This is a genomic window from Pseudomonas oryzihabitans (genome assembly GCF_014522265.1).
Lineage (GTDB): Bacteria > Pseudomonadota > Gammaproteobacteria > Pseudomonadales > Pseudomonadaceae > Chryseomonas > Chryseomonas aestiva.
Genome location: NZ_CP017024.1, coordinates 1091511 through 1110196, shown reverse-complemented (window position 1 = coordinate 1110196; position 18686 = coordinate 1091511). Strand labels below are relative to the sequence as shown.

At 66.5% G+C, this 18686-nt stretch carries 17 protein-coding genes and 1 pseudogene; 13 read left to right on the top strand and 5 right to left on the bottom strand.

The genetic code is table 11. From position 1 onward, the window contains the following. Nucleotides 1-29: 29 nt before the first annotated feature. Nucleotides 30-446: a VOC family protein gene (locus BGI51_RS05150; RefSeq protein WP_187980483.1), complete on the top strand. Its 417-nt coding sequence runs from the start codon at nucleotides 30-32 to the stop codon at nucleotides 444-446. On the opposite strand, the gene gluQRS is transcribed toward BGI51_RS05150, so the two are convergent. Beyond that, complete coding sequence (gluQRS, locus tag BGI51_RS05145; RefSeq protein ID WP_187980482.1) at nucleotides 443-1333, bottom strand: tRNA glutamyl-Q(34) synthetase GluQRS; 891 nt, start codon at nucleotides 1331-1333, stop codon at nucleotides 443-445. The two genes, BGI51_RS05150 and gluQRS, sit on opposite strands and share 4 nt — an antisense overlap. Nucleotides 1334-1417: 84 nt before the next feature. Beyond that, nucleotides 1418-1861: an RNA polymerase-binding protein DksA gene (dksA, locus tag BGI51_RS05140; protein ID WP_007159704.1), complete on the bottom strand. Its 444-nt coding sequence runs from the start codon at nucleotides 1859-1861 to the stop codon at nucleotides 1418-1420. Between the two features lie 291 nt (nucleotides 1862-2152). Here dksA and BGI51_RS05135 point away from each other — a divergent pair, with 291 nt between their 5' ends. The 6 genes from BGI51_RS05135 (at nucleotide 2153) to deoA (ending at nucleotide 8236) form a co-directional block, all read left to right on the top strand. Next, nucleotides 2153-3328, top strand: coding sequence for a pyridoxal phosphate-dependent aminotransferase (locus BGI51_RS05135; protein WP_187980481.1), 1176 nt, complete (start codon nucleotides 2153-2155; stop codon nucleotides 3326-3328). Continuing rightward, nucleotides 3325-4032 (top strand): DNA/RNA nuclease SfsA, encoded by a 708-nt coding sequence (gene sfsA / locus BGI51_RS05130; protein ID WP_187980480.1) that lies wholly within the window; start codon nucleotides 3325-3327, stop codon nucleotides 4030-4032. Before BGI51_RS05135 ends, sfsA begins: the two co-directional genes overlap by 4 nt. Before the next feature lie 105 nt (nucleotides 4033-4137). Further along, complete coding sequence (locus BGI51_RS05125; RefSeq protein ID WP_187980479.1) at nucleotides 4138-5400, top strand: NupC/NupG family nucleoside CNT transporter; 1263 nt, start codon at nucleotides 4138-4140, stop codon at nucleotides 5398-5400. A 151-nt stretch (nucleotides 5401-5551) separates the two neighbouring features. After that, entirely contained in the window at nucleotides 5552-6487 is a 936-nt protein-coding gene (locus BGI51_RS05120) for a nucleoside-specific channel-forming protein Tsx (protein ID WP_252977211.1), read from the top strand. Nucleotides 6488-6500: 13 nt separating this feature from the next. Next, nucleotides 6501-6914, top strand: coding sequence for a cytidine deaminase (locus tag BGI51_RS05115; protein WP_187980478.1), 414 nt, complete (start codon nucleotides 6501-6503; stop codon nucleotides 6912-6914). Between the two features lie 11 nt (nucleotides 6915-6925). Further along, nucleotides 6926-8236, top strand: coding sequence for a thymidine phosphorylase (deoA, locus tag BGI51_RS05110; protein ID WP_187980477.1), 1311 nt, complete (start codon nucleotides 6926-6928; stop codon nucleotides 8234-8236). A 177-nt stretch (nucleotides 8237-8413) separates the two neighbouring features. Here the strand turns inward: deoA and BGI51_RS05105 are convergent, their stop codons facing one another. Then, on the bottom strand, nucleotides 8414-9226 hold the full coding sequence (locus BGI51_RS05105) for a cyclic nucleotide-binding domain-containing protein (protein ID WP_187980476.1): 813 nt from the start codon (nucleotides 9224-9226) through the stop codon (nucleotides 8414-8416). A gap of 130 nt (nucleotides 9227-9356) precedes the next feature. After that, a pseudogene (locus BGI51_RS05100) lies at nucleotides 9357-10903 on the bottom strand (AAA family ATPase). Nucleotides 10904-11056: 153 nt separating this feature from the next. Between BGI51_RS05100 and mrcB the strand changes: the two are divergent. Genes mrcB through BGI51_RS05085 form a run of 3 tightly spaced genes read left to right on the top strand, consistent with a single transcriptional unit; the run spans nucleotide 11057 to nucleotide 14510 of the window. After that, nucleotides 11057-13399 (top strand): penicillin-binding protein 1B, encoded by a 2343-nt coding sequence (gene mrcB / locus BGI51_RS05095; protein ID WP_187980475.1) that lies wholly within the window; start codon nucleotides 11057-11059, stop codon nucleotides 13397-13399. Between the two features lie 35 nt (nucleotides 13400-13434). Beyond that, nucleotides 13435-14184, top strand: coding sequence for a tetratricopeptide repeat protein (locus tag BGI51_RS05090; RefSeq protein WP_187981264.1), 750 nt, complete (start codon nucleotides 13435-13437; stop codon nucleotides 14182-14184). Next, nucleotides 14184-14510, top strand: a complete 327-nt coding sequence (locus BGI51_RS05085) for a YqcC family protein (RefSeq protein WP_133861910.1) — start codon at nucleotides 14184-14186, stop codon at nucleotides 14508-14510. The genes BGI51_RS05090 and BGI51_RS05085 overlap by 1 nt, the downstream gene beginning before the upstream one ends. 1 nt (nucleotide 14511) lies before the next feature. Here the strand turns inward: BGI51_RS05085 and BGI51_RS05080 are convergent, their stop codons facing one another. Further along, nucleotides 14512-14976, bottom strand: a complete 465-nt coding sequence (locus tag BGI51_RS05080; protein WP_133861909.1) for a DUF4124 domain-containing protein — start codon at nucleotides 14974-14976, stop codon at nucleotides 14512-14514. Between the two features lie 398 nt (nucleotides 14977-15374). Between BGI51_RS05080 and BGI51_RS05075 the strand changes: the two genes are divergently transcribed. Genes BGI51_RS05075 through ilvC form a run of 3 tightly spaced genes read left to right on the top strand, consistent with a single transcriptional unit; the run spans nucleotide 15375 to nucleotide 18637 of the window. Continuing rightward, on the top strand, nucleotides 15375-17099 hold the full coding sequence (locus BGI51_RS05075; RefSeq protein ID WP_133861908.1) for an acetolactate synthase 3 large subunit: 1725 nt from the start codon (nucleotides 15375-15377) through the stop codon (nucleotides 17097-17099). Nucleotides 17100-17101: 2 nt separating this feature from the next. Then, nucleotides 17102-17593, top strand: coding sequence for an acetolactate synthase small subunit (gene ilvN, locus BGI51_RS05070; protein WP_007159690.1), 492 nt, complete (start codon nucleotides 17102-17104; stop codon nucleotides 17591-17593). Nucleotides 17594-17620: 27 nt separating this feature from the next. Then, nucleotides 17621-18637 carry a ketol-acid reductoisomerase gene (ilvC, locus tag BGI51_RS05065; protein WP_133861907.1) on the top strand — a complete coding sequence of 339 codons (1017 nt, stop codon included), beginning with the start codon at nucleotides 17621-17623 and terminating at the stop codon, nucleotides 18635-18637. Nucleotides 18638-18686: the final 49 nt, after the last annotated feature.

The window sequence follows — 18686 nt, the reverse complement described above, 5'->3', positions numbered from 1 at the left end:
AAGGCTTACTTGCCCGCTGGAGTTCGCCAATGACCAGACCCCGCCTCGCCGCCGTGCTGGAAACCGCGCTCTATGTCGCCGATCTGCCGAGGGCCCGGCGCTTCTATGACGAGGTGCTGGGCCTGGCGCCGCTGTTCGCCGACGACCGCCTGGCCGCCTATGCGGTGGGCGCCAGCGTCCTGTTGCTGTTCCAGCGGGGCACTACCGAGCAACCCGTCAGGTTGCCGGGCGGCTGCATCCCCCCTCACGGCGCCCAGGGCTGTCAGCACCTGGCCCTGGCGATCGCGGCGGATGAACTGGACGCCTGGGTCGGGCACCTGGCAGTCGCCGAGGTCGCCATCGAGGAACGTACCCAGTGGCCACGGGGCGCGATCAGCCTGTATTTCCGCGATCCGGACGGGCACCTGCTGGAACTGGTCACGCCCGGACTCTGGCCCAACTACTAGTCCGGCAGCTGGGCTTCGGCCAGGTGGGGCACCCGCGGGATCAGCGTGGCGTCCCAGTGGGCGACGCCCCAGGCCAGCACCCGGGTCGGGGACTCCTGGGCCAGCGCCGGCTGGGTCGGCTGGCCCAGGGCGCGCAGGGCGCGTACCAGCAGGGCGCCGGCCTGTTCGGCTGGCAGCGGCGGCGAGCGGTAACTTTTGCCCAGCTTGTGGCCGTCGGGCTGGATCAGCAGCGGCACGTGCAGATAGCACGGCGCCGGATGGCCGAGCAATTCCTGCAGATAGAGCTGGCGCGGCGTGGAGTCCAGCAGGTCGGCACCCCGCACCACGTCGGTGACTCCCTGCAGGGCATCGTCCATCACCACCGCCAGCTGGTAGGCGATCAGGCCGTCGCGACGCTGGATGACGAAGTCGCCCACCTCGCGTCCCAGGTGCTGGCGGAATTCGCCCTGCACCCGGTCGACGAAGCGGTAGTCCAGCTCAGGGGCGCGGATGCGGATGGCGGCGTCCGTCGCCGGCAGGCCGCGATTGCGGCAGTAGCCGGGGTATATCCCACCACTGCCTTCGAGCTGCTTGCGCGAGCAGTCGCAGGCATAGGCCAACCCGCTGGCCAGCCACTGCGCGATGACTGCGCGATAGGCGTCCAGGCGTTCGCTCTGGCGCAGCACCGGGCCGTCCCATTCGAAGCCATAGGCCTCCAGGGTGGTGAGAATGGCCGCCTGGGCGCCCGGGACCTCGCGTGGCGGATCCAGGTCTTCCATGCGCACCAGCCAGCGCCCGCCCGCGGCGCGGGCATCCAGGTAGGAGGCGAGGGCGGCGACCAGCGAGCCGAAGTGCAGATAGCCGCTGGGCGTGGGGGCGAAACGGCCGACATAGGGGCGCCTGGCCATAGCTCATCCTGTGAATGCCGGAAAAACCGAAATCTGAACAGAACAAAGGGCGCCGTAGCGCCCTCGTCGGTGAGGCAGCAGGACTCAGGTCCCGGTCTGCTTCTCGCGGATCTCGGCCAGGGTCTTGCAATCGATGCACAGACTGGCGGTCGGACGGGCTTCCAGACGACGGATGCCGATTTCCACGCCGCAGGAATCGCACCAGCCGTATTCGTTGTCTTCGATCAGCTGCAGCGTCTCGTCGATCTTCTTGATCAGCTTGCGCTCGCGGTCGCGGGCACGCAGTTCCAGGCTGAATTCCTCTTCCTGGGTCGCGCGATCGGCCGGGTCGGCGAAGTTGGCCGCTTCTTCCTTCATGTGGTGCACGGTGCGATCGACTTCTTCGCGCAGTTCCTGCTTCCACTTGTTCAGAATGCCGGTGAAGTGGGCGCGCATGCGCTCACTCATGTATTCCTCGCCCTTGGCAGGCTGGTAGGGTTCGTAGCCACGGGCCAGATGATTGTTCTGCTGATTTGCTTCGCTGGGCATGATTGACCCTCTCACTTTCGCTGATCCTGTCCACAGGCTGGATGCGTTTCCAGGCCTCTCCATGTTGGAACGCCCGGGGTCTGTGGCTGCCGATGACGTCCCGCGCAATGCCGACGCCAGGCTGAATATGTTCTCGACTGGCCAGTCGCCCTGCGGATGCAAGCCGGCGAACTTACCAGAAGCTTCCAGGGGGCGCTACTACTGGCCTCCCGCTCCGTGCCGACGCGGCGGGTGCCGGTCTGCGAAGCCTTGGTTAGAATCCCGCCTTCGCCACAAGTTCGGACCCCGTCCATGTCCAATTCCTACAGCGCACGCAGCCAGGCCATCGAGCCCTTCCATGTGATGGCCCTGCTGGAGCGCGCCAACCAGCTCCAGGCCGCCGGGCACGACGTCATCCACCTGGAGATCGGCGAGCCCGATTTCACCACCGCCGCCCCGGTGGTCGCCGCTGGCCAGGCCGCGCTGGCAGCCGGTCAGACCCGCTATACCGCGGCCCGCGGCCTGCCGGAGTTGCGCCGCGCCATCGCCGCCTTCTATGGCGAGCGCTACGGCATCGACCTGGATCCGGAGCGGGTGCTGATCACCCCCGGTGGCTCGGGCGCCCTGCTGCTGGCCAGCGCCCTGCTGGTCGATCCCGGGCGGCACTGGCTGCTGGCCGATCCCGGCTATCCCTGCAACAGGCACTTCCTGCGCCTGGTGGAAGGCGCGGCTCAGCTGATCCCGGTCGGTGCCGACACCCGCTACCAGCTCACGCCCGAGCTGGTCGAGCGGCACTGGCAACCGGCCAGCGTCGGCGCCCTGGTGGCCTCGCCGGCCAATCCGACCGGCACCCTGCTCGATCGCGATGAACTCGCCGGGCTGTCGGCCGCCCTCAGGGCGCGGGGTGGTCACCTGGTGGTGGACGAGATCTACCACGGCCTGACCTACGGCCTGGACGCCCCCAGCGTACTGGAAGTCGACGATTCGGCCTTTGTGCTCAACAGCTTCTCCAAGTACTTCGGCATGACCGGTTGGCGCCTCGGCTGGCTGGTGGCGCCGCCCGCCGCTGTGCCGGAGCTGGAAAAACTGGCGCAGAATCTCTACATCAGCGCCTCTACCGTGGCGCAGCAGGCGGCCCTGGCCTGTTTTACCCCAGAGGCCATGGCCATCTTCGAAGAGCGGCGCACCGAATTCGCTCGCCGGCGCGACTATCTGCTGCCGGCGCTGCGTGGCCTGGGCTTCGAAATCGCCGTCGAGCCTCAGGGCGCCTTCTATCTCTATGCCGACATCTCCGCCTTTGGCGGCGACGCCTATGCCTTCTGCCAGTTCCTGCTGGAGACCGAACACGTGGCCATCACCCCCGGCCTGGACTTCGGTCGCCACCGTGCCGACACCCATGTGCGCTTCGCCTACACCCAGTCGCTGCCGCGCCTGGACGAGGCCGTCGCCCGCATCGCCCAGGGCCTGCAGCGCTGGAGGGCCCGGTGAGATTCGATCCGCCCCTGGAGGAGGGTCGCCTGCTGCGCCGCTACAAGCGTTTTCTCGCCGACATCGAGACCGCCAGCGGTGAGGTGCTGACCCTGCACTGCCCCAATACCGGGTCCATGCTTCACTGTCAGCCGGCGGGCGCCCGGGTCTGGTTCAGCCGGGCCAGTGGTCCCAAGCGCAAGCTGCCCGGCACCTGGGAACTGGTCGAGACGGATCACGGGCGCCTGGCCTGCATTAATACCGCTCGTGCCAATCGCCTGGTGGAAGAGGCCCTGCTGGCGGGTGGCATTCCCGAGCTGGCCGGCTTCACCGCCCTGCGCCGGGAGGTGGCCTACGGCCTGGAGAACAGTCGCGCCGATTTCCGCCTGGAGTATCCCGCCGGGCCGCTGTATCTGGAGGTGAAGAGCGTCACCCTGGGTTTTGCCGACACCACGGTCGCCGCCTTTCCCGATGCCGTGACCACCCGCGGGACCCGCCATCTGCGCGAGCTGGCGGCCCTGGCCGCGGCCGGCGAGCGGGCGGTGCTGCTCTATTGCGTGCTGCTCGATGGCATCGAGGCGGTGCGCCCGGCGGCGGAGATCGATGCCGCCTATGCCCTGGCCCTGGGCGAAGCCCGCCGGCAGGGCGTGCAGGTGCTGGCTTATGGGGCACGGCTCTCGCCCGCGGGTCTGCAGCTGGACCGACCGCTACGTCTCGCTGACTGAGCGGTCACAAAAAGCTGATCGCCCGGACAGGATCTGGCAGGCGCCTTGCTTACGGATATCGCCCATCGATCGCCGCTATCGGGCGATCCTGTCAGGAGTCTCTTGATGATCTCTGTGCTGGGCATGCTGTTGCTGGTGGCCATCGCCATCCTCTTTTCCCGCCAGCGGCGCGCCATTCGCGTGCGTACCGTGCTTGCGGCCTTTCTGTTGCAGGCGGGACTCGGTCTGTTCGTCCTCTACATTCCCTGGGGCCAGCAGGTGCTCGGCAGCGTCTCCGGAGCCGTTTCCTCCCTGCAGCTCTATGCCGACAAGGGCATCGAATTCCTCTTCGGCGGCCTCGCCGGACCGAGGATGTTCGAGTACTTCGGTAACGGCGGCTTCGTCTTCGCCGTGCGGGTGCTGCCCCTGATCGTGTTCTTCGGCAGCCTGATCGCGGTGCTCTACTACCTGGGCATCATGGGCTGGATCATCCGTGTGGTGGGCGGGGCCTTGCACGCCCTGCTCGGCACCAGTCGGGTGGAATCCACCACGGTCACCGCGACGTTGTTTCTCGGCCAGTCGGAAATGCCGCTGGTGGTGCGGCCCTTCATCGCCGATCTCACCCGCTCGGAGCTGTTCGCCATCATGGTCGGCGGGTTCGCCGCGGTGGCCGGTTCGGTGCTGCTGGGCTACGCCGGCATGGGCGTGGAACTCAAGTACCTGATCGCCGCCAGCTTCATGGCCGCCCCGGGCGGACTGCTGATGGCCAAGCTGATGGAGCCGGAGACCGAGCAGCCGCGCGACCAGGCCATGAAGACCCTGGGAGAGGGCGAGGAGCGTCCGGCCAACGTCATAGATGCGGCCGCCGAAGGCGCCCAGGTCGGTCTGCGCATCGCCCTGGCGGTCGGTGCCATGCTGCTGGCCTTCATCGCCCTGATCGCCCTGCTCAACGGCATCCTCGGCTGGTGCGGCGCCTGGTTCGGCGTGCCGCAACTGAGCATGCAACTGGTGCTGGGCTATCTGCTGGCGCCGGTGGCCTTCCTCATCGGGGTGCCCTGGAGCGAGGCGGTGCAGGCCGGTGGCTTCATCGGCCAGAAGCTGGTGCTCAACGAATTCGTCGCCTATGCCGACCTCTCGACCTACCTGGACCCGGTCAAGTCGGCGGCGGCTGGCGTCCAGCCGCTGTCGGCGCACACCCAGGTCATCGTCACCTTCGCCCTGTGCGGCTTCGCCAACCTCTCCTCCATCGCCATCCAGCTCGGCGGCCTGGGCGGCATCGCCCCGCAGCGGCGTCACGAACTGGCTCAGCTGGGCCTGCGCGCCATGCTTGGCGGCACCCTGGCCAACCTGATGAGCGCAGCCCTGGCCGGCTTCTTCATCGGCCTCTAGGTCGATGTTGATCGGACCATCGGGTCCACTTTATGGTGCACAGCTGGCCTGGGTGCGCCAAAACGTAACAGCGGATGACCGTGGCGTGCTGCGGCTTCGCCGCCACGGGTTGTCCGCGGCTTCTCAAGGCTTTTGCTCAGGAACCCTCCTCATGACGTTTTCCCGCCCCCGTCGCGTGTGCTTCGGCGCCTTATCGCTCCTGCTCTGCTGCAGCACTCAGCTGTTGGCCGCTCCCGCTGTCGCGACCGACAGCGCCCAGGGCGAGACCGCCAGTCCTGCCGCGCAACAGACGGAAAATCGCTCGCCCTATCTATCGTCCTGGTACAACCAGGATCTGACCCTGATCGGCAGCAAGGACATCAGCTTCGGCCCGCAGCCCGTGGACGACGTCTATCTGGAGTACGAGTACTTCGGCCGCAAGGGGCCCTTCGAACTCTATGGCTACATCGACGTGCCCAAGGTGCTTGGCATCGGCAACAGCCACGACTCCGGCGTCTGGGACCGCGGTTCGCCCCTGTTCATGGAGCACGAACCGCGGATTTCCCTCGATCAGCTCACCGGCCGCTCGCTGGCCTTCGGGCCGTTCAAGGAGTGGTACCTGGCCTTCGACTGGATCTACGATCACGGCAGCAGCCAGGCCAGTCGGCAGAACACCCTCTACGCCGGCTTCGGTACCGACATCGAGACCCGTACTCCGGTACTGCTGTCCGCCAACCTCTACGGCCGCCGCCAGTGGGAAAACTATGGCGCCGCCAACGAGGATTCCTGGGACGGCTATCGGGCCCAGCTCAAGTACATCTGGCCGCTGGCCAGGTTCGACAACGGCGCCTCCCTGACCTATGTCGGCTTCACCAACTTCGATTTCGGCTCGCAGTTGGGCGACGAGCCGGGGCGTACGGCCAATGCCACCGTGTCCACCAACGTGCTGCTCTATGCCTTCACCCACCTGCGCTTCATGTTCGCGGCGCGGCACTTCCACAATGGCGGCAACTGGCGCGACGGCACCGAGCTGAACTTTGGCGAGGGCGATTTCGAGGGTCGCTCCAACGGCTGGGGCTACTATGCGGGGGTGGGTTATCAATTCTGATCTGGAGACTGTCATGAGCACCAACCTGCCTGCGCACCTCGCCGCATTGCTTCCGGAAGCGGTCGCTGCAGCCGAGCGCGCCTACTGTCCGCATTCGGAATTTCCCGTGGGCGCCGCCCTGCTGACCGCCGAGGGCGAGGTCATCCATGGCTGCAACGTGGAAAACATCTCCTACGGCCTGACCAACTGCGCCGAGCGCAGCGCCCTGTTCGCCGCCATCAGCCGAGGCCTGCCGCCGCGCAGCTTCGCTGCCATGGCCATCCATGCGCCGGGCGTCCCCCTGATCAGTCCCTGCGGCGCCTGCCGGCAGGTGCTGCTGGAGCTGATGGCGCCCGACGCGACCATCGTCTGCAGCGGCAGCGAACCCGGCCGTACCCGCACCTGGACCCTGGCCGAGCTGCTGCCCGGCGCCTTCGAAGACTTCTGAGGAGTCCGCCCATGTGGCTTGCCCAGGAAGTGATCCGCCAGAAGCGCGATGGCCTGGAGGTGTCCGCTGCGGATCTCCAGCGGCTGGTCCGCGGCATCGCCGACGACAGCCTCAGCGAAGGCCAGATCGCCGCCTTCGCCATGGCCACCCTGCTGCGTGGCATGACCGCTGCGGAGCGCACCGCCCTGACCCTGGCCATGCGCGACAGCGGCCAGGTGCTGCACTGGGACCTGCCGGGGCCGGTGGTGGACAAGCATTCCACCGGCGGCGTGGGCGATCTCACCAGCCTGGTGCTGGCACCGCTGCTCGCCGCCTGTGGCTGCCATGTGCCGATGATCTCCGGGCGCGGCCTGGGCCATACCGGCGGCACCCTCGACAAGCTGGAGAGCATCCCCGGCTATCGTATCCGTCCTGGCCTCGCGCGCTTTCGTCAGGTGGTGGCCGAGGTGGGTTGCGCCATCGTCGGTCCGGACGCCGATCTGGCCCCGGCCGATCGCCGCCTCTATGCCATTCGCGACGTCACCGCCACGGTGGAATCGGTGGACCTGATCACCGCCTCCATCCTGGCCAAGAAGCTGGCCGCCGGCCTGGACGTGCTGGTCATGGACGTCAAGACCGGCGGCGGTGCCTTCATGGCCGAGCAGGAAGCCGCCCTGCGCCTGGCCGACAGCATCGTCGAGGTCGCCGAGGCGGCAGGTGTCCGTACCCGCGCCCTGGTCACCGACATGGGCCAGCCCCTGGCGCGCAGCGCCGGCAATGCCCTGGAAGTGGAGGAGGCGATCGCCCTGCTGGCCGGCGAGGTGCGCAGCGCGCGCCTCTGGCAGGTGATCCAGGCGCTGGCCGAGGAGACGCTGCAATTGGCCGGACTGGCCGACGATGCCATCGCGGCCGAGCGCCTGGTGCTTGAGGCCTGGCAGAGCGGCGCCGCCCTGGCGCGTTTCGCGGCGATGAACCTGGCCCTGGGCGGCCCGTCCGACCTGACCAAGCGGCCCTGGCAGCATCTCCCTCGGGCTCCGATCGTGCGCGCCGTCCATCCGGTCCGCCCGGGCTGGGTGCAGCAGGTCGATACCCGTGCCTTGGGTTTGCTGGTGGTCGAACTGGGTGGCGGTCGACAGCGCCCGGAAGATAAAGTGGATCCTGCCGTAGGCCTGGCTGATCTGGCACTGCCCGGCGAGTGGGTCGACGAGAATCGGCCCCTGGGTCTGATCCATGCCGGCGACGCCCACCGTGCCGCGCGGGCTGCCCGGCAACTGCAGGCGGCCTATGTTCTGGGGGAGGAGCGGCCGGCTGATGCTGTGCCAGTCGTACTGGATCGCCGCTAGCGTCAGATTCCGGACAAAAAAAGACCCGGCAGAGCCGGGTCCAAAACCGTGATTAGCCTGATGAGGAGATAACCCGAAGACCACTGCTGGACCTCCAGTTATCGACCGATCTCGCGACCGGCTGAGTTGAATAATAACAATTCTCATTCCATCGTCAAGCGTATTCGAGAATATTTCTTAATTACTGCCAGCGGGGCACTCCGGGGCAGTGCGCAGGCGAGTGACTTCCTTGTTCAGCGTATCGATATGGCGCGCCATGTTCTCGATCAGGCTGTGGGCGATGCGCGGGGTGGTCTCCATCAGCGAGACGAACTGATCCTGGGGAATCACCAGCACAGTGCAGACGGTCTTGGCGATGACGCTGGCGGTACGCGGCGTATGGGTGAAGACCGCCAGGGCGCCGACGATCTCGTCCTGGCAGACCTCGCCGACCTTGCAGCCATCCACCCAGGCCTCGGCATGGCCTTCGGTGATGACGAAGACATGCTCGGCGGAGTCGCCCTGGCGGATGATGACCTCGCCGGCGGCATAGCGACGGAAGCCGGTCGCCGGCTGGGTGACTGGCGGCTTGAGCCGGATCAGCGCCTGGGCCAGCAGCGACTGCTGGCCCAGCATGTACCTCAGCAGGGCATCGCGCTGGACCGGCGTGGCGGTGGCCGCCGCGAGAAAGGTCTCGCGGTCGTAGGGCAGCACCCGCACGTCGGCCTCGCTCTCGTAGTTGAGGATCGGCAGGTCCAGGGTGCGCCCCAGGCCGATCAGATCGCCCTCGCCGAGCTGGAACAGCGCCCGCTGATCCAACACCACCCGCAGCGGGCCGCGCTGGATCAGATAGACCTCGTCATTGCGCATCCAGTCCTGCAGCAGGGCGGCGGGACTCAGCTGCAGCGGCTGCCGACTCGGCGCCACACCACTGACCAGCCGCGCCGGAATGGCCTGCAGCGCCTGACGCAGCTGATCGACATAGGGAGGCTGATCGCCGATGAGGTACATGGTGCCAATTCCTTCTTGTTACGCAGAGGTTGTGACGTGGGTCGCACGATAAGCCGCTCGTCGGCGACCGTAAATCCACAACTCCACGAGCTGTGACGGAACGCTTGTTCTGCCTCCCAGGAGGTCGCGGTCAGACCGGCGCGCGACCCAGGCGGCGCAGCAGTCGAGTCGGCAGGGCCTCCAGCTGTCCCGCGCGCTCCAGTTCCACCACCAGTGCCCGATCCTGCTCGGCGGGTTCGAGCGGATCCTGCGCCTGGCGCTGGGCTGCCACCACCGCGAGGGTGGCTTCGGAAGGATCGGTCCCCTCGGCCTGGCGCTCCTGCAGCCAGCGGGCGATGAGTTCGTCGTCCGCCTGGCAGTCGATGATCAGCAGGGGGCGGCCTGGGCTTCGGCCAGGGCCTGGGCCGCGGCGCGCTGGGCCTGCTTGAGATAGGTGGCGTCGAGCACCAGCGGATAGCCGGCCGCCAGCACCTGGGCGCCGATCTCGTGCAGTCGCGCATAGGTGGCTTCGCCGGCTGCGGCGCTGTAACGGGTGGCTTCGTCGCTGTCGACATAGAGGCGCTGGCGCTCGACATCGGATCTCAGGCGAATGGCGCCGAGCGCTTCGACCAGGACCAGGGCCACGGTGCTCTTGCCGATGCCCGAGACGCCATGCATCACCGCCGCGAAGGGCTGAGGCACCTGGGTGTAGCCCTCGGCCAGGGCCGTGTAGCTGCGATAGCTGGCGAGGATCTCGGCCCGCAGCGCCGGCTCCTCGGCCTGGCCCAGGCGGAACAGGGCGATCTTGGCGCGCACCATGGCGCGATAGGCCTTGTAGAAGTCGAGCAGGGCAAGACCGGCATAGTCGCCGGTCGCCTCGAAGTAGGCGTTGACGAATCTGTTGCTCAGCGCCTTGAGACCCCGGTCTTCCAGGTCCATGGCCAGGAAGCCGGCATCGCCCATGGTGTCGGTCAGGCGGAAGGGCTCGTTGAACTCGATGCAGTCGAACAGCACCACCTCGCCGTCGAGCAGGGTGGCGTTGGCCAGGTGGATGTCGCCGTGGCATTCGCGGATGAAGCCGTCTCGGCAGCGGGTCTCGAACAGCGGCAGCAGGCGGGCGTAGCTGGCTTCGGCCCAGGCTTCCAGCTGATCGAGCTGCTTGAGGTCGGCCGCCTCGCCGAGCATGGCGCGGATCTGCTCGAAATTCTGCCGCACCGGCGCCATGGCGGCGTCCGGGGTGCACAGCGGATGCTCGGTCGCCACCTGGGGCGCTGCCAGGTGGAAGCGGGCGATCTGGGCGGCCAGGGCATCGATGTGCGCCTCGGTCAGTTCGCCGCGTTGCTGCACTTCGCTGAGCAGCTGGCTCTGGGGGAATTCGCGCATGCGCAGGGCGTATTCGATCACCGGACCGCTGCCATCCAGCTCGGGAGCGCCTTCGCTGCCAGTGATGGCCACCACGTCCCGGTAGAGATCGCGGGTCAGGCGCTGATTGAGGCGCAGCTCCTCACGGCAGAAGTGACCGCGGGCCTCCAGGTCGGTGAAGTCGAGGAAGCCGAAGTTCACCGGCTTCTTGATCTTGTAGGCGACCTCGCCGGTCAGCACGACCCAGGAAATATGGGTTTCGATCACCCGGAACGCCGAGGTGGGGTGGGGATAGAGCGCCGGGTTCTGCAGGGCGGAAATCAGGAGCTGGCTCACGGGCGGTCCTTGTAGGAAATGGATGGCGGCATTATCGCTGCCAGGGCGGTCCACGCAAGCCAAGACACCGGGAAGGGGCATCCTTGAACCCCAGCTGACGAAGCGCTTGTGGGCCGCTGTCGGCCAACGGGCAAGTGCGTATAATGCGCCGCCATGAAGCGACCCCGATCCTCTCGTTCCCGCAAGCGCAAGACCTTTGACTGGCGCCGTCTGTCCGGCTGGGCAGTCAAGCTTGGTCTGGTCGCGCTGGTAGCCCTGGCTGGCGTATGCATCTATCTGGATGCCGTGGTCCAGGAAAAATTCTCCGGCAAGCGCTGGACCATCCCGGCCAAGGTCTATGCCCGGCCGCTGGAATTGTTCAATGGCGTCAAGCTCAGCCGTGACGACTTCCTCACCGAACTCGATGCCCTCGGCTATCGCCGCGAGAAGACCGTGGACGGCCCCGGCAGCGTCTCCGTGGGTGCCTCCACGGTCGAGCTGAACACCCGCGGCTTCCAGTTCTACGAAGGCGTCGAACCGGCCCGGGCGATCCGCGTGCGCTTCGCCGGCGGCACCGTCTCCGGCGTCAGCGCCCTGGATGGCAGCAACCTGGCCGTGGCCCGCCTGGAACCGCTGATGATCGGCGGCATCTATCCGGCGCATAACGAGGATCGCATCCTCATCAAGCTCGACCAGGCGCCACCGCACCTGGTCGATGGCCTGGTGGCCGTCGAGGACCGCGAGTTCTGGCATCACCACGGCGTCTCGCCCAAGTCCATCGCGCGCGCCGTCTGGGTCAACGCCACCAGCGGCCAGGTTCGCCAGGGTGGCAGTACCCTGACCCAGCAGCTGGTCAAGAACTTCTATCTCACCAACGAGCGCAGCATCACCCGCAAGGGCACCGAAGCCCTGATGGCGCTGCTGCTGGAGCTGCACTACAGCAAGCAGGAAATCCTCGAGGCCTATCTCAACGAGGTATTCCTCGGTCAGGATGGCTCGCGCGCCATCCACGGCTTCGGTCTGGCCGCCCAGTACTTCTTCGGCCAGCCCTTCAGCGAACTGAAACTGCATCAGGTCGCCCTGCTGGTCGGTCTGGTGAAGGGCCCGTCCTACTACAACCCGCGTCGCTATCCCGAGCGCGCCATGGCCCGCCGCAATCTGGTACTCGACCTCATGGCCGAGCAGGGCGTGGTCAGCGCCACCGAGGCCGAGGCCGCCAAAGCCCGCCCGCTGGGCATCACCAAGGCCGGCAGCCTGACCAACAGTTCCTTCCCGGCCTTCGTCGACCTGGTCAAGCGTCAGCTCAAGCAGGACTACCGCGACGAAGACCTCACCGAGGAAGGGCTGCGCATCTTCACCAGCTTCGACCCCATCCTGCAGACCAAGGCCGAAGCGGCCATGGCCGAGGCTTTGAAGCGCATCGATGGTCGCAAGGGCGCGGAAAACGTCGAGTCGGCCATGGTGGTGACCAATCCGGAAACCGGTGAGGTCCAGGCGCTGCTGGGTGGCCGCGATCCGCGCTTCGCCGGCTACAACCGCGCCCTCGATGCGGTGCGCCAGGTCGGTTCGCTGATCAAGCCGGCGGTCTATCTCACCGCCCTGGAACGCCCCAGCAAGTACACCCTGACCACCCTGATCCAGGACGAGCCCTTCTCGGTGAAAGGCGCCGACGGCCAGGTCTGGCGGCCGCAGAACTACGAGCACAAGGCGCACGGCACCATCTTCCTCTATCAGGGGCTGGCGCATTCCTACAACCTCTCCACGGCGCGCCTGGGCCTGGACCTGGGGCTACCCGAGGTGCTCAAGACCGTCGAGCGCCTGGGGGTGAGTCGCGCCCTGCCGCCTTACCCGGCGACCCTGCTCGGTGCCGGCGCCCTGACGCCCATGGAAGTGGCGACCATGTACCAGACGCTGGCCAACGGCGGCTTCAATACGCCGCTGCGCAGCATCCGCAGCGTGCTCGACGCCAATGGCGAGCCGCTCAAGCGCTATCCGTTCCAGATCGAGCAGCGCTTCGATACCGGCGCCATCTACCTGGTGCAGTACGCCATGCAGCGTGTCATGCGCGAGGGCACCGGCCGCTCGGTCTACAACCAGATCCCCACCAGCGTGAACCTGGCGGGCAAGACCGGTACCACCAACGATTCCCGCGACAGCTGGTTCTCCGGCTTCAGCCAGGATCTGCTGGCGGTGGTCTGGCTGGGGCGCGACGACAACGGCAAGACACCGCTGACCGGTGCCACCGGCGCCCTGCAGGTCTGGAGCAACTTCATGCGCCGCGCCGATCCGGTCTCCCTGGATATGCCGGTGCCGGACAACATCACCCAGGCCTGGGTCGATGCCACCACTGGCCGCGGCACGGATCCCTCGTGTCCCAATGCCGTGCAGATGCCTTATATTCGCGGCAGTGAACCGCCAGCGGGCGCCTCCTGTGGTGCACCGGCCGCACCCGCCGCCGGCGGTAACGGCAACAGCGGCAGTCCGGTCATGGATTGGGTCAAGGGTTGGTTGAATTGAGAGGTCCCAAGGTGACGAAAGCAGTCTGGCCGGTGATGATCGCCGGTGTTCTCCTCGCCGGTTGCGCCGCGCCGCAGCGTGGCGCCATCCCCGTGGTCGATTCCGGCGGTCCGGTGTCCAACGGCGAACTCTATCGCCAGGGCAACAACCGGCCCCTGCCGGCGCAGCGCCAGGCTCCGGTGGCCGCAGCGCCCAGTGCGCCGGCCGATGCCGGGGTGACCGTCATGGTGCCGGGCGGCAGTTCCGCGCCTCTGGAGACCTATGCCGCGCCGGCGGCCTCGGCGCCGCTGATCACCTCGTCCAGCCCCAGCACGCCGCCCGCCCAGGCGCCGGTACAGCCGAGCTATTCACAGCCGGTCTATCCGCCCGCCACTCAGGGCGCCGCCGCTGCCAGCAGCGCGCCGACTGGCATCCCCTCCGCCAGCACTTCCACGGGCGGCGGCCTGGCTGCCGACGAGCAGCTCGACGGTCCGGTGCTGGCCCTGCTGACCACCGCCCAGCAACAGCAGGGTGGTGGCGATCTCAACGGCGCCTCCTCGAGCCTGGAGCGTGCCCAGCGCATCGCGCCGCGCGAGCCCCAGGTGCTCTATCGCCTGGCCCAGGTGCGCCTGGCGCAGAACGATCCGGCCCAGGGCGAGCAACTGGCCCGTCGCGCCCTGACCTACGCCAATGGTCGTCCGGCCCTGCAGGCCAGTCTCTGGCAGCTGATCGCCCAGGCCCGCGAAGCCCAGGGCGATGCCTCCGGGGCCGCCCTGGCCCGGCAGAAGGCGCAGGTGGGTACCTGATGGACGAGCGCCTGCCCGCCCTGGCCGATCAGCTGCTGCAGATCGAGCGTGAATTGCGCCTGCTCGGCTGGTGGTCGGCGCAGGCGCCCAGCGCCGAGGCCCTGGCCAGCCAGGAGCCCTTCTGCGTCGATACCCTGAGCTTTGCCCAGTGGCTGCAGTGGATCTTCGTGCCACGGATGAAGCTGATCATCGAAAGCGATGCGGTGCTGCCGGCGCGCTCGGGCATCCGGCCGATGGCCGAGATGGTCTACCAGGGCAATCTCGATCCGGTCCTGCCCCTGCTCGCGTCCCTGGCCGAATTCGATCGCATCATCGAAGGCCCCTGAGCTACTTGCCGCAGTTCTGCTCGATGGACAGCTGGGTCTCGGCCAGCCGCTGCTGACGCTCCTCTTCGCTCAGCCGCCGCGTCTCACCACGACCGGACTGCACCAGGATGCGTGGATTGTTGCGCAGCTGCGCCAGATTCTGGCGCGCCTGGTCGCACTGCTCCTTGAGCTTGTTCTGCTCCTCGCGCACCTGCGCCTTCACCTGGCGATCCAGCTCCTGCTGCTGGGCATCGTTGGACACCGACGGCTGCTGGGCGCCGTTGGGCATCTTGTAGGTGGGCGCAGTGCCACCGCCATTGATCTGCGGCGCCGTCTTCACGTCCACCTCGTTGGCCTTCTGGCCCTCGGGCGGCTGGGCACTGAAATGGGTGACACCCTTGTCGTCGGTCCACTTGTAGACCTGCGCGGCCTGGGCGGACAGGCTGCAGGCGAAAGCCAGGGCGGAAAGCCAGAAGATCGAGCGCATGGGAATCCTGGAAGGGGAGAGGACAGGACTTCACTATAAGAGGAGACGTCGACCTTTTCATCACGGCTGATCGCCGACGACCGATTGCGCCCGGTTGCACCTTTCGGCTTGACTTGCACCGGTCGAATGCGAACAATCCAAAGTTCGCTGTAGCGAGTCGGCCCAAAGCTGACTGCTCGGCAGACCATGAGGTGCCTACCCGCGCCGCCACAGTCAAATACCCTGCACCGCGTTACCTCGCGTCGGGTGGAAGCTCCAGCATTCATCGGAATCTTCCAACAAGGCTTTCTAGGCAGCTGAATCGTCGGTGACCACCGTCGCCCATGCTCTGCCTTGCAGTCAACCGAACCTTGAGCGTCCACCAATGGGCGCTCGCCATGCGTGGAATGAGGTGATACGTGGAGCTATTAACTGGCGCTGAGATGGTCGTCCGCTTCTTGCGCGACGAAGGCGTGAAACACATCTACGGGTACCCGGGCGGTGCCCTGCTGCACATCTACGACGCCCTGTTCAAGGAACCGGCGCTCAACCACATCCTGGTTCGTCACGAGCAGGCCGCCACTCACATGGCTGACGGCTATGCCCGCGCCACCGGCAAGGCCGGCGTGGTCCTGGTGACCTCCGGGCCCGGTGCGACCAATGCCATCACCGGCATCGCCACCGCCTACATGGACTCCATCCCCATGGTGGTCCTGTCCGGGCAGGTGCCGAGCAACATGGTGGGCACCGACGCCTTCCAGGAAACCGACATGGTCGGCATCTCCCGGCCGATCGTGAAGCACAGTTTCATCATCAAGCATCCCTCCGAGATCCCCGAAGTCCTCAAGAAGGCCTTCTACCTCGCCGAGTCCGGACGTCCCGGTCCGGTGGTGGTCGACATCCCCAAGGACATGGGCGATCCGACCAAGAAATTCGAATACGTCTATCCGAAGAAGATCAAGCTGCGCTCCTACAATCCGGCGCAACGCGGTCATTCCGGGCAGATCCGCAAGGCCATCGAGATGCTGGTGGCGGCCAAGCGCCCGGTTCTCTACGCCGGTGGCGGTGTCATCCTCGGCGGCGCCTCCGCGGCCCTCACCGAGCTGGCGCGCCTGCTCAACCTGCCGGTCACCAATACCCTGATGGGGCTCGGCGGCTATCCGGGCAGCGATCGCCAGTTCCTCGGCATGCTCGGCATGCACGGCAGCTACCCGGCCAACCTGGCCATGCACCACAGCGACGTCATCCTCGCCGTGGGCGCACGCTTCGATGACCGCGTCATCAACGGCGCCACGCGCTTCTGCCCGAACGCCAAGATTATCCACGTCGACATCGACCCGGCGTCGATCTCGAAGACCATCAAGGCCGACGTGCCCATCGTCGGTCCGGTCGACAGCGTCCTCACCGAGATGGTCGCCGTGGTCCGCGAGCTGAGCGAGAAGCCCCACGCCGAAAGCCAGGCCGCCTGGTGGAAGCAGATCGAGGAATGGCGTGGCGGTCGCGAGATGTTCCCCTACGACAAGGGCGACGGCAGCATCATCAAGCCGCAGACCGTCATCGAGACCCTGTACGACGTCACCGCGGGCGATGCCTACATCACCTCGGACGTGGGCCAGCACCAGATGTTCGCCGCCCAGTACTACCGCTACGACAAGCCCAATCGCTGGATCAACTCCGGCGGCCTCGGCACCATGGGCTTCGGCTTTCCGGCGGCAATGGGCGTCAAGCTCAACTTCCCGGACGCCGACGTCGCCTGCGTCACCGGTGAAGGCAGCGTGCAGATGAACATCCAGGAACTCTCCACCTGCATGCAGTACGACCTGCCGGTGAAGATCGTCTGCCTTAACAACGGTGCCCTGGGCATGGTCCGCCAGTGGCAGGATATGCAGTACAGCAGCCGCTACTCCCACTCCTACATGGAATCCCTGCCGGACTTCGTCAAGCTGGCCGAGGCCTATGGCCACGTCGGCATGCGCATCGAACGTCTGGAAGACCTCAAGCCGATGATGGCCGAGGCCTTCGCCATGAAGAATCGCCTGGTCTTCCTCGACATCGCCGTGGACAACACCGAACACGTCTATCCGATGCAGATCAAGGATGGCGCGATGCGCGACATGTGGCTGAGCAAGACGGAGCGGACCTGAACATGAGACACATCATCTCCCTGCTGCTGGAAAACGAGCCCGGCGCCCTGTCCCGCGTGGTCGGCCTGTTTTCCCAGCGCAACTACAACATCGAAAGCCTCACGGTCGCCGCGACCGAAGATCCGACCCTGTCGCGCCTGACCCTGACCACCATCGGCCAGGAAGAGACGGTCGAGCAGATCACCAAGAACCTCAACAAGCTCATCGAGGTGGTGAAACTGGTCAACCTGTCCGAGAGCGCCCACATCGAGCGCGAACTCCTGCTGATCAAGGTCAAGGCCACTGGCGCCCAGCGCGCCGAGGTCAAGCGCACCACCGATATCTTTCGCGGCCAGATCGTCGATGTCGGCAGCAGCGTGTATACCATTCAGCTGGCGGGCACCAGCGAGAAGATCGACAGCTTCATCCAGGCGATCGGCGCCGCGTCCATCCTCGAGGTGGTGCGTAGCGGCGTGACCGGAATTTCCCGTGGCGACAAAGCCCTGAGCATCTGATACCCCCCTTTTCCAGGAGAACCTGCAATGCGCGTTTACTACGACAAAGACTGTGACCTTTCCATCATCCAGGGCAAGAAGGTCGCCATCATCGGCTACGGCTCCCAGGGCCACGCCCACGCCTGCAACCTGAAGGACTCCGGCGTCGACGTCGTCGTCGGCCTGCGCAGCGGCTCGGCCACCGTGGCCAAGGCCGAGGCCCATGGCCTGACCGTCAAGCCGGTCAAGGACGCGGTCGCCTCCGCCGACGTGGTCATGATCCTGACCCCCGACGAATTCCAGTCCAAGCTGTACAAGGACGAAGTCGAGCCGAACCTGAAGCAGGGCGCCACCCTGGCCTTCGCCCACGGTTTCGCCATCCACTACAACCAGGTCGTGCCCCGCGCTGACCTGGACGTCATCATGATCGCGCCCAAGGCCCCGGGTCACACCGTGCGCTCCGAGTTCGTCAAGGGCGGCGGCATCCCTGATCTGGTCGCCGTCCACCAGGACGCTTCCGGCAATGCCAAGAACGTCGCCCTGTCCTACGCCTGCGGTGTCGGCGGCGGCCGTACCGGCATCATCGAGACCACCTTCAAGGACGAGACCGAAACCGACCTGTTCGGCGAACAGGCCGTGCTGTGCGGTGGTGCGGTCGAGCTGGTCAAGGCCGGTTTCGAAACCCTGGTCGAAGCCGGCTACGCGCCGGAAATGGCCTACTTCGAGTGCCTGCACGAACTGAAGCTGATCGTCGACCTCATGTACGAAGGCGGCATCGCCAACATGAACTACTCGATCTCCAACAACGCCGAGTACGGCGAGTACGTGACCGGCCCCGAGGTGATCAACGCCGAGTCGCGCGCCGCCATGAAGAATGCGCTCAAGCGCATCCAGAACGGCGAGTACGCCAAGATGTTCGTGGCCGAGGGTGCGTCCAACTACGCTTCCATGACCGCCTACCGTCGCAACAACGCGGCTCACCCGATCGAGCAGGTCGGCGAGAAGCTGCGGGCCATGATGCCCTGGATCGCGTCGAACAAGATCGTCGACAAGACCAAGAACTGATCGGGCAGGGCGTCAGCCCTGTAACAAACAGTAAAGACGCGGCTTCGGC

Excerpts from the sequence above, each read along its gene's own strand:
- BGI51_RS05150 (WP_187980483.1), top strand. The coding sequence starts at position 30 with ATGACCAGACCCCGCCTCGCCGCCGTGCTGGAAACCGCGCTCTATGTC.
- gluQRS (WP_187980482.1), bottom strand. The coding sequence starts at position 1,333 with ATGGCCAGGCGCCCCTATGTCGGCCGTTTCGCCCCCACGCCCAGCGGC.
- dksA (WP_007159704.1), bottom strand. The coding sequence starts at position 1,861 with ATGCCCAGCGAAGCAAATCAGCAGAACAATCATCTGGCCCGTGGCTAC.
- BGI51_RS05135 (WP_187980481.1), top strand. The coding sequence starts at position 2,153 with ATGTCCAATTCCTACAGCGCACGCAGCCAGGCCATCGAGCCCTTCCAT.
- BGI51_RS05125 (WP_187980479.1), top strand. The coding sequence starts at position 4,138 with ATGATCTCTGTGCTGGGCATGCTGTTGCTGGTGGCCATCGCCATCCTC.
- BGI51_RS05120 (WP_252977211.1), top strand. The coding sequence starts at position 5,552 with ATGACGTTTTCCCGCCCCCGTCGCGTGTGCTTCGGCGCCTTATCGCTC.
- BGI51_RS05115 (WP_187980478.1), top strand. The coding sequence starts at position 6,501 with ATGAGCACCAACCTGCCTGCGCACCTCGCCGCATTGCTTCCGGAAGCG.
- deoA (WP_187980477.1), top strand. The coding sequence starts at position 6,926 with ATGTGGCTTGCCCAGGAAGTGATCCGCCAGAAGCGCGATGGCCTGGAG.
- BGI51_RS05105 (WP_187980476.1), bottom strand. The coding sequence starts at position 9,226 with ATGTACCTCATCGGCGATCAGCCTCCCTATGTCGATCAGCTGCGTCAG.
- mrcB (WP_187980475.1), top strand. The coding sequence starts at position 11,057 with ATGAAGCGACCCCGATCCTCTCGTTCCCGCAAGCGCAAGACCTTTGAC.
- BGI51_RS05090 (WP_187981264.1), top strand. The coding sequence starts at position 13,435 with ATGATCGCCGGTGTTCTCCTCGCCGGTTGCGCCGCGCCGCAGCGTGGC.
- BGI51_RS05085 (WP_133861910.1), top strand. The coding sequence starts at position 14,184 with ATGGACGAGCGCCTGCCCGCCCTGGCCGATCAGCTGCTGCAGATCGAG.
- BGI51_RS05080 (WP_133861909.1), bottom strand. The coding sequence starts at position 14,976 with ATGCGCTCGATCTTCTGGCTTTCCGCCCTGGCTTTCGCCTGCAGCCTG.
- ilvN (WP_007159690.1), top strand. The coding sequence starts at position 17,102 with ATGAGACACATCATCTCCCTGCTGCTGGAAAACGAGCCCGGCGCCCTG.
- ilvC (WP_133861907.1), top strand. The coding sequence starts at position 17,621 with ATGCGCGTTTACTACGACAAAGACTGTGACCTTTCCATCATCCAGGGC.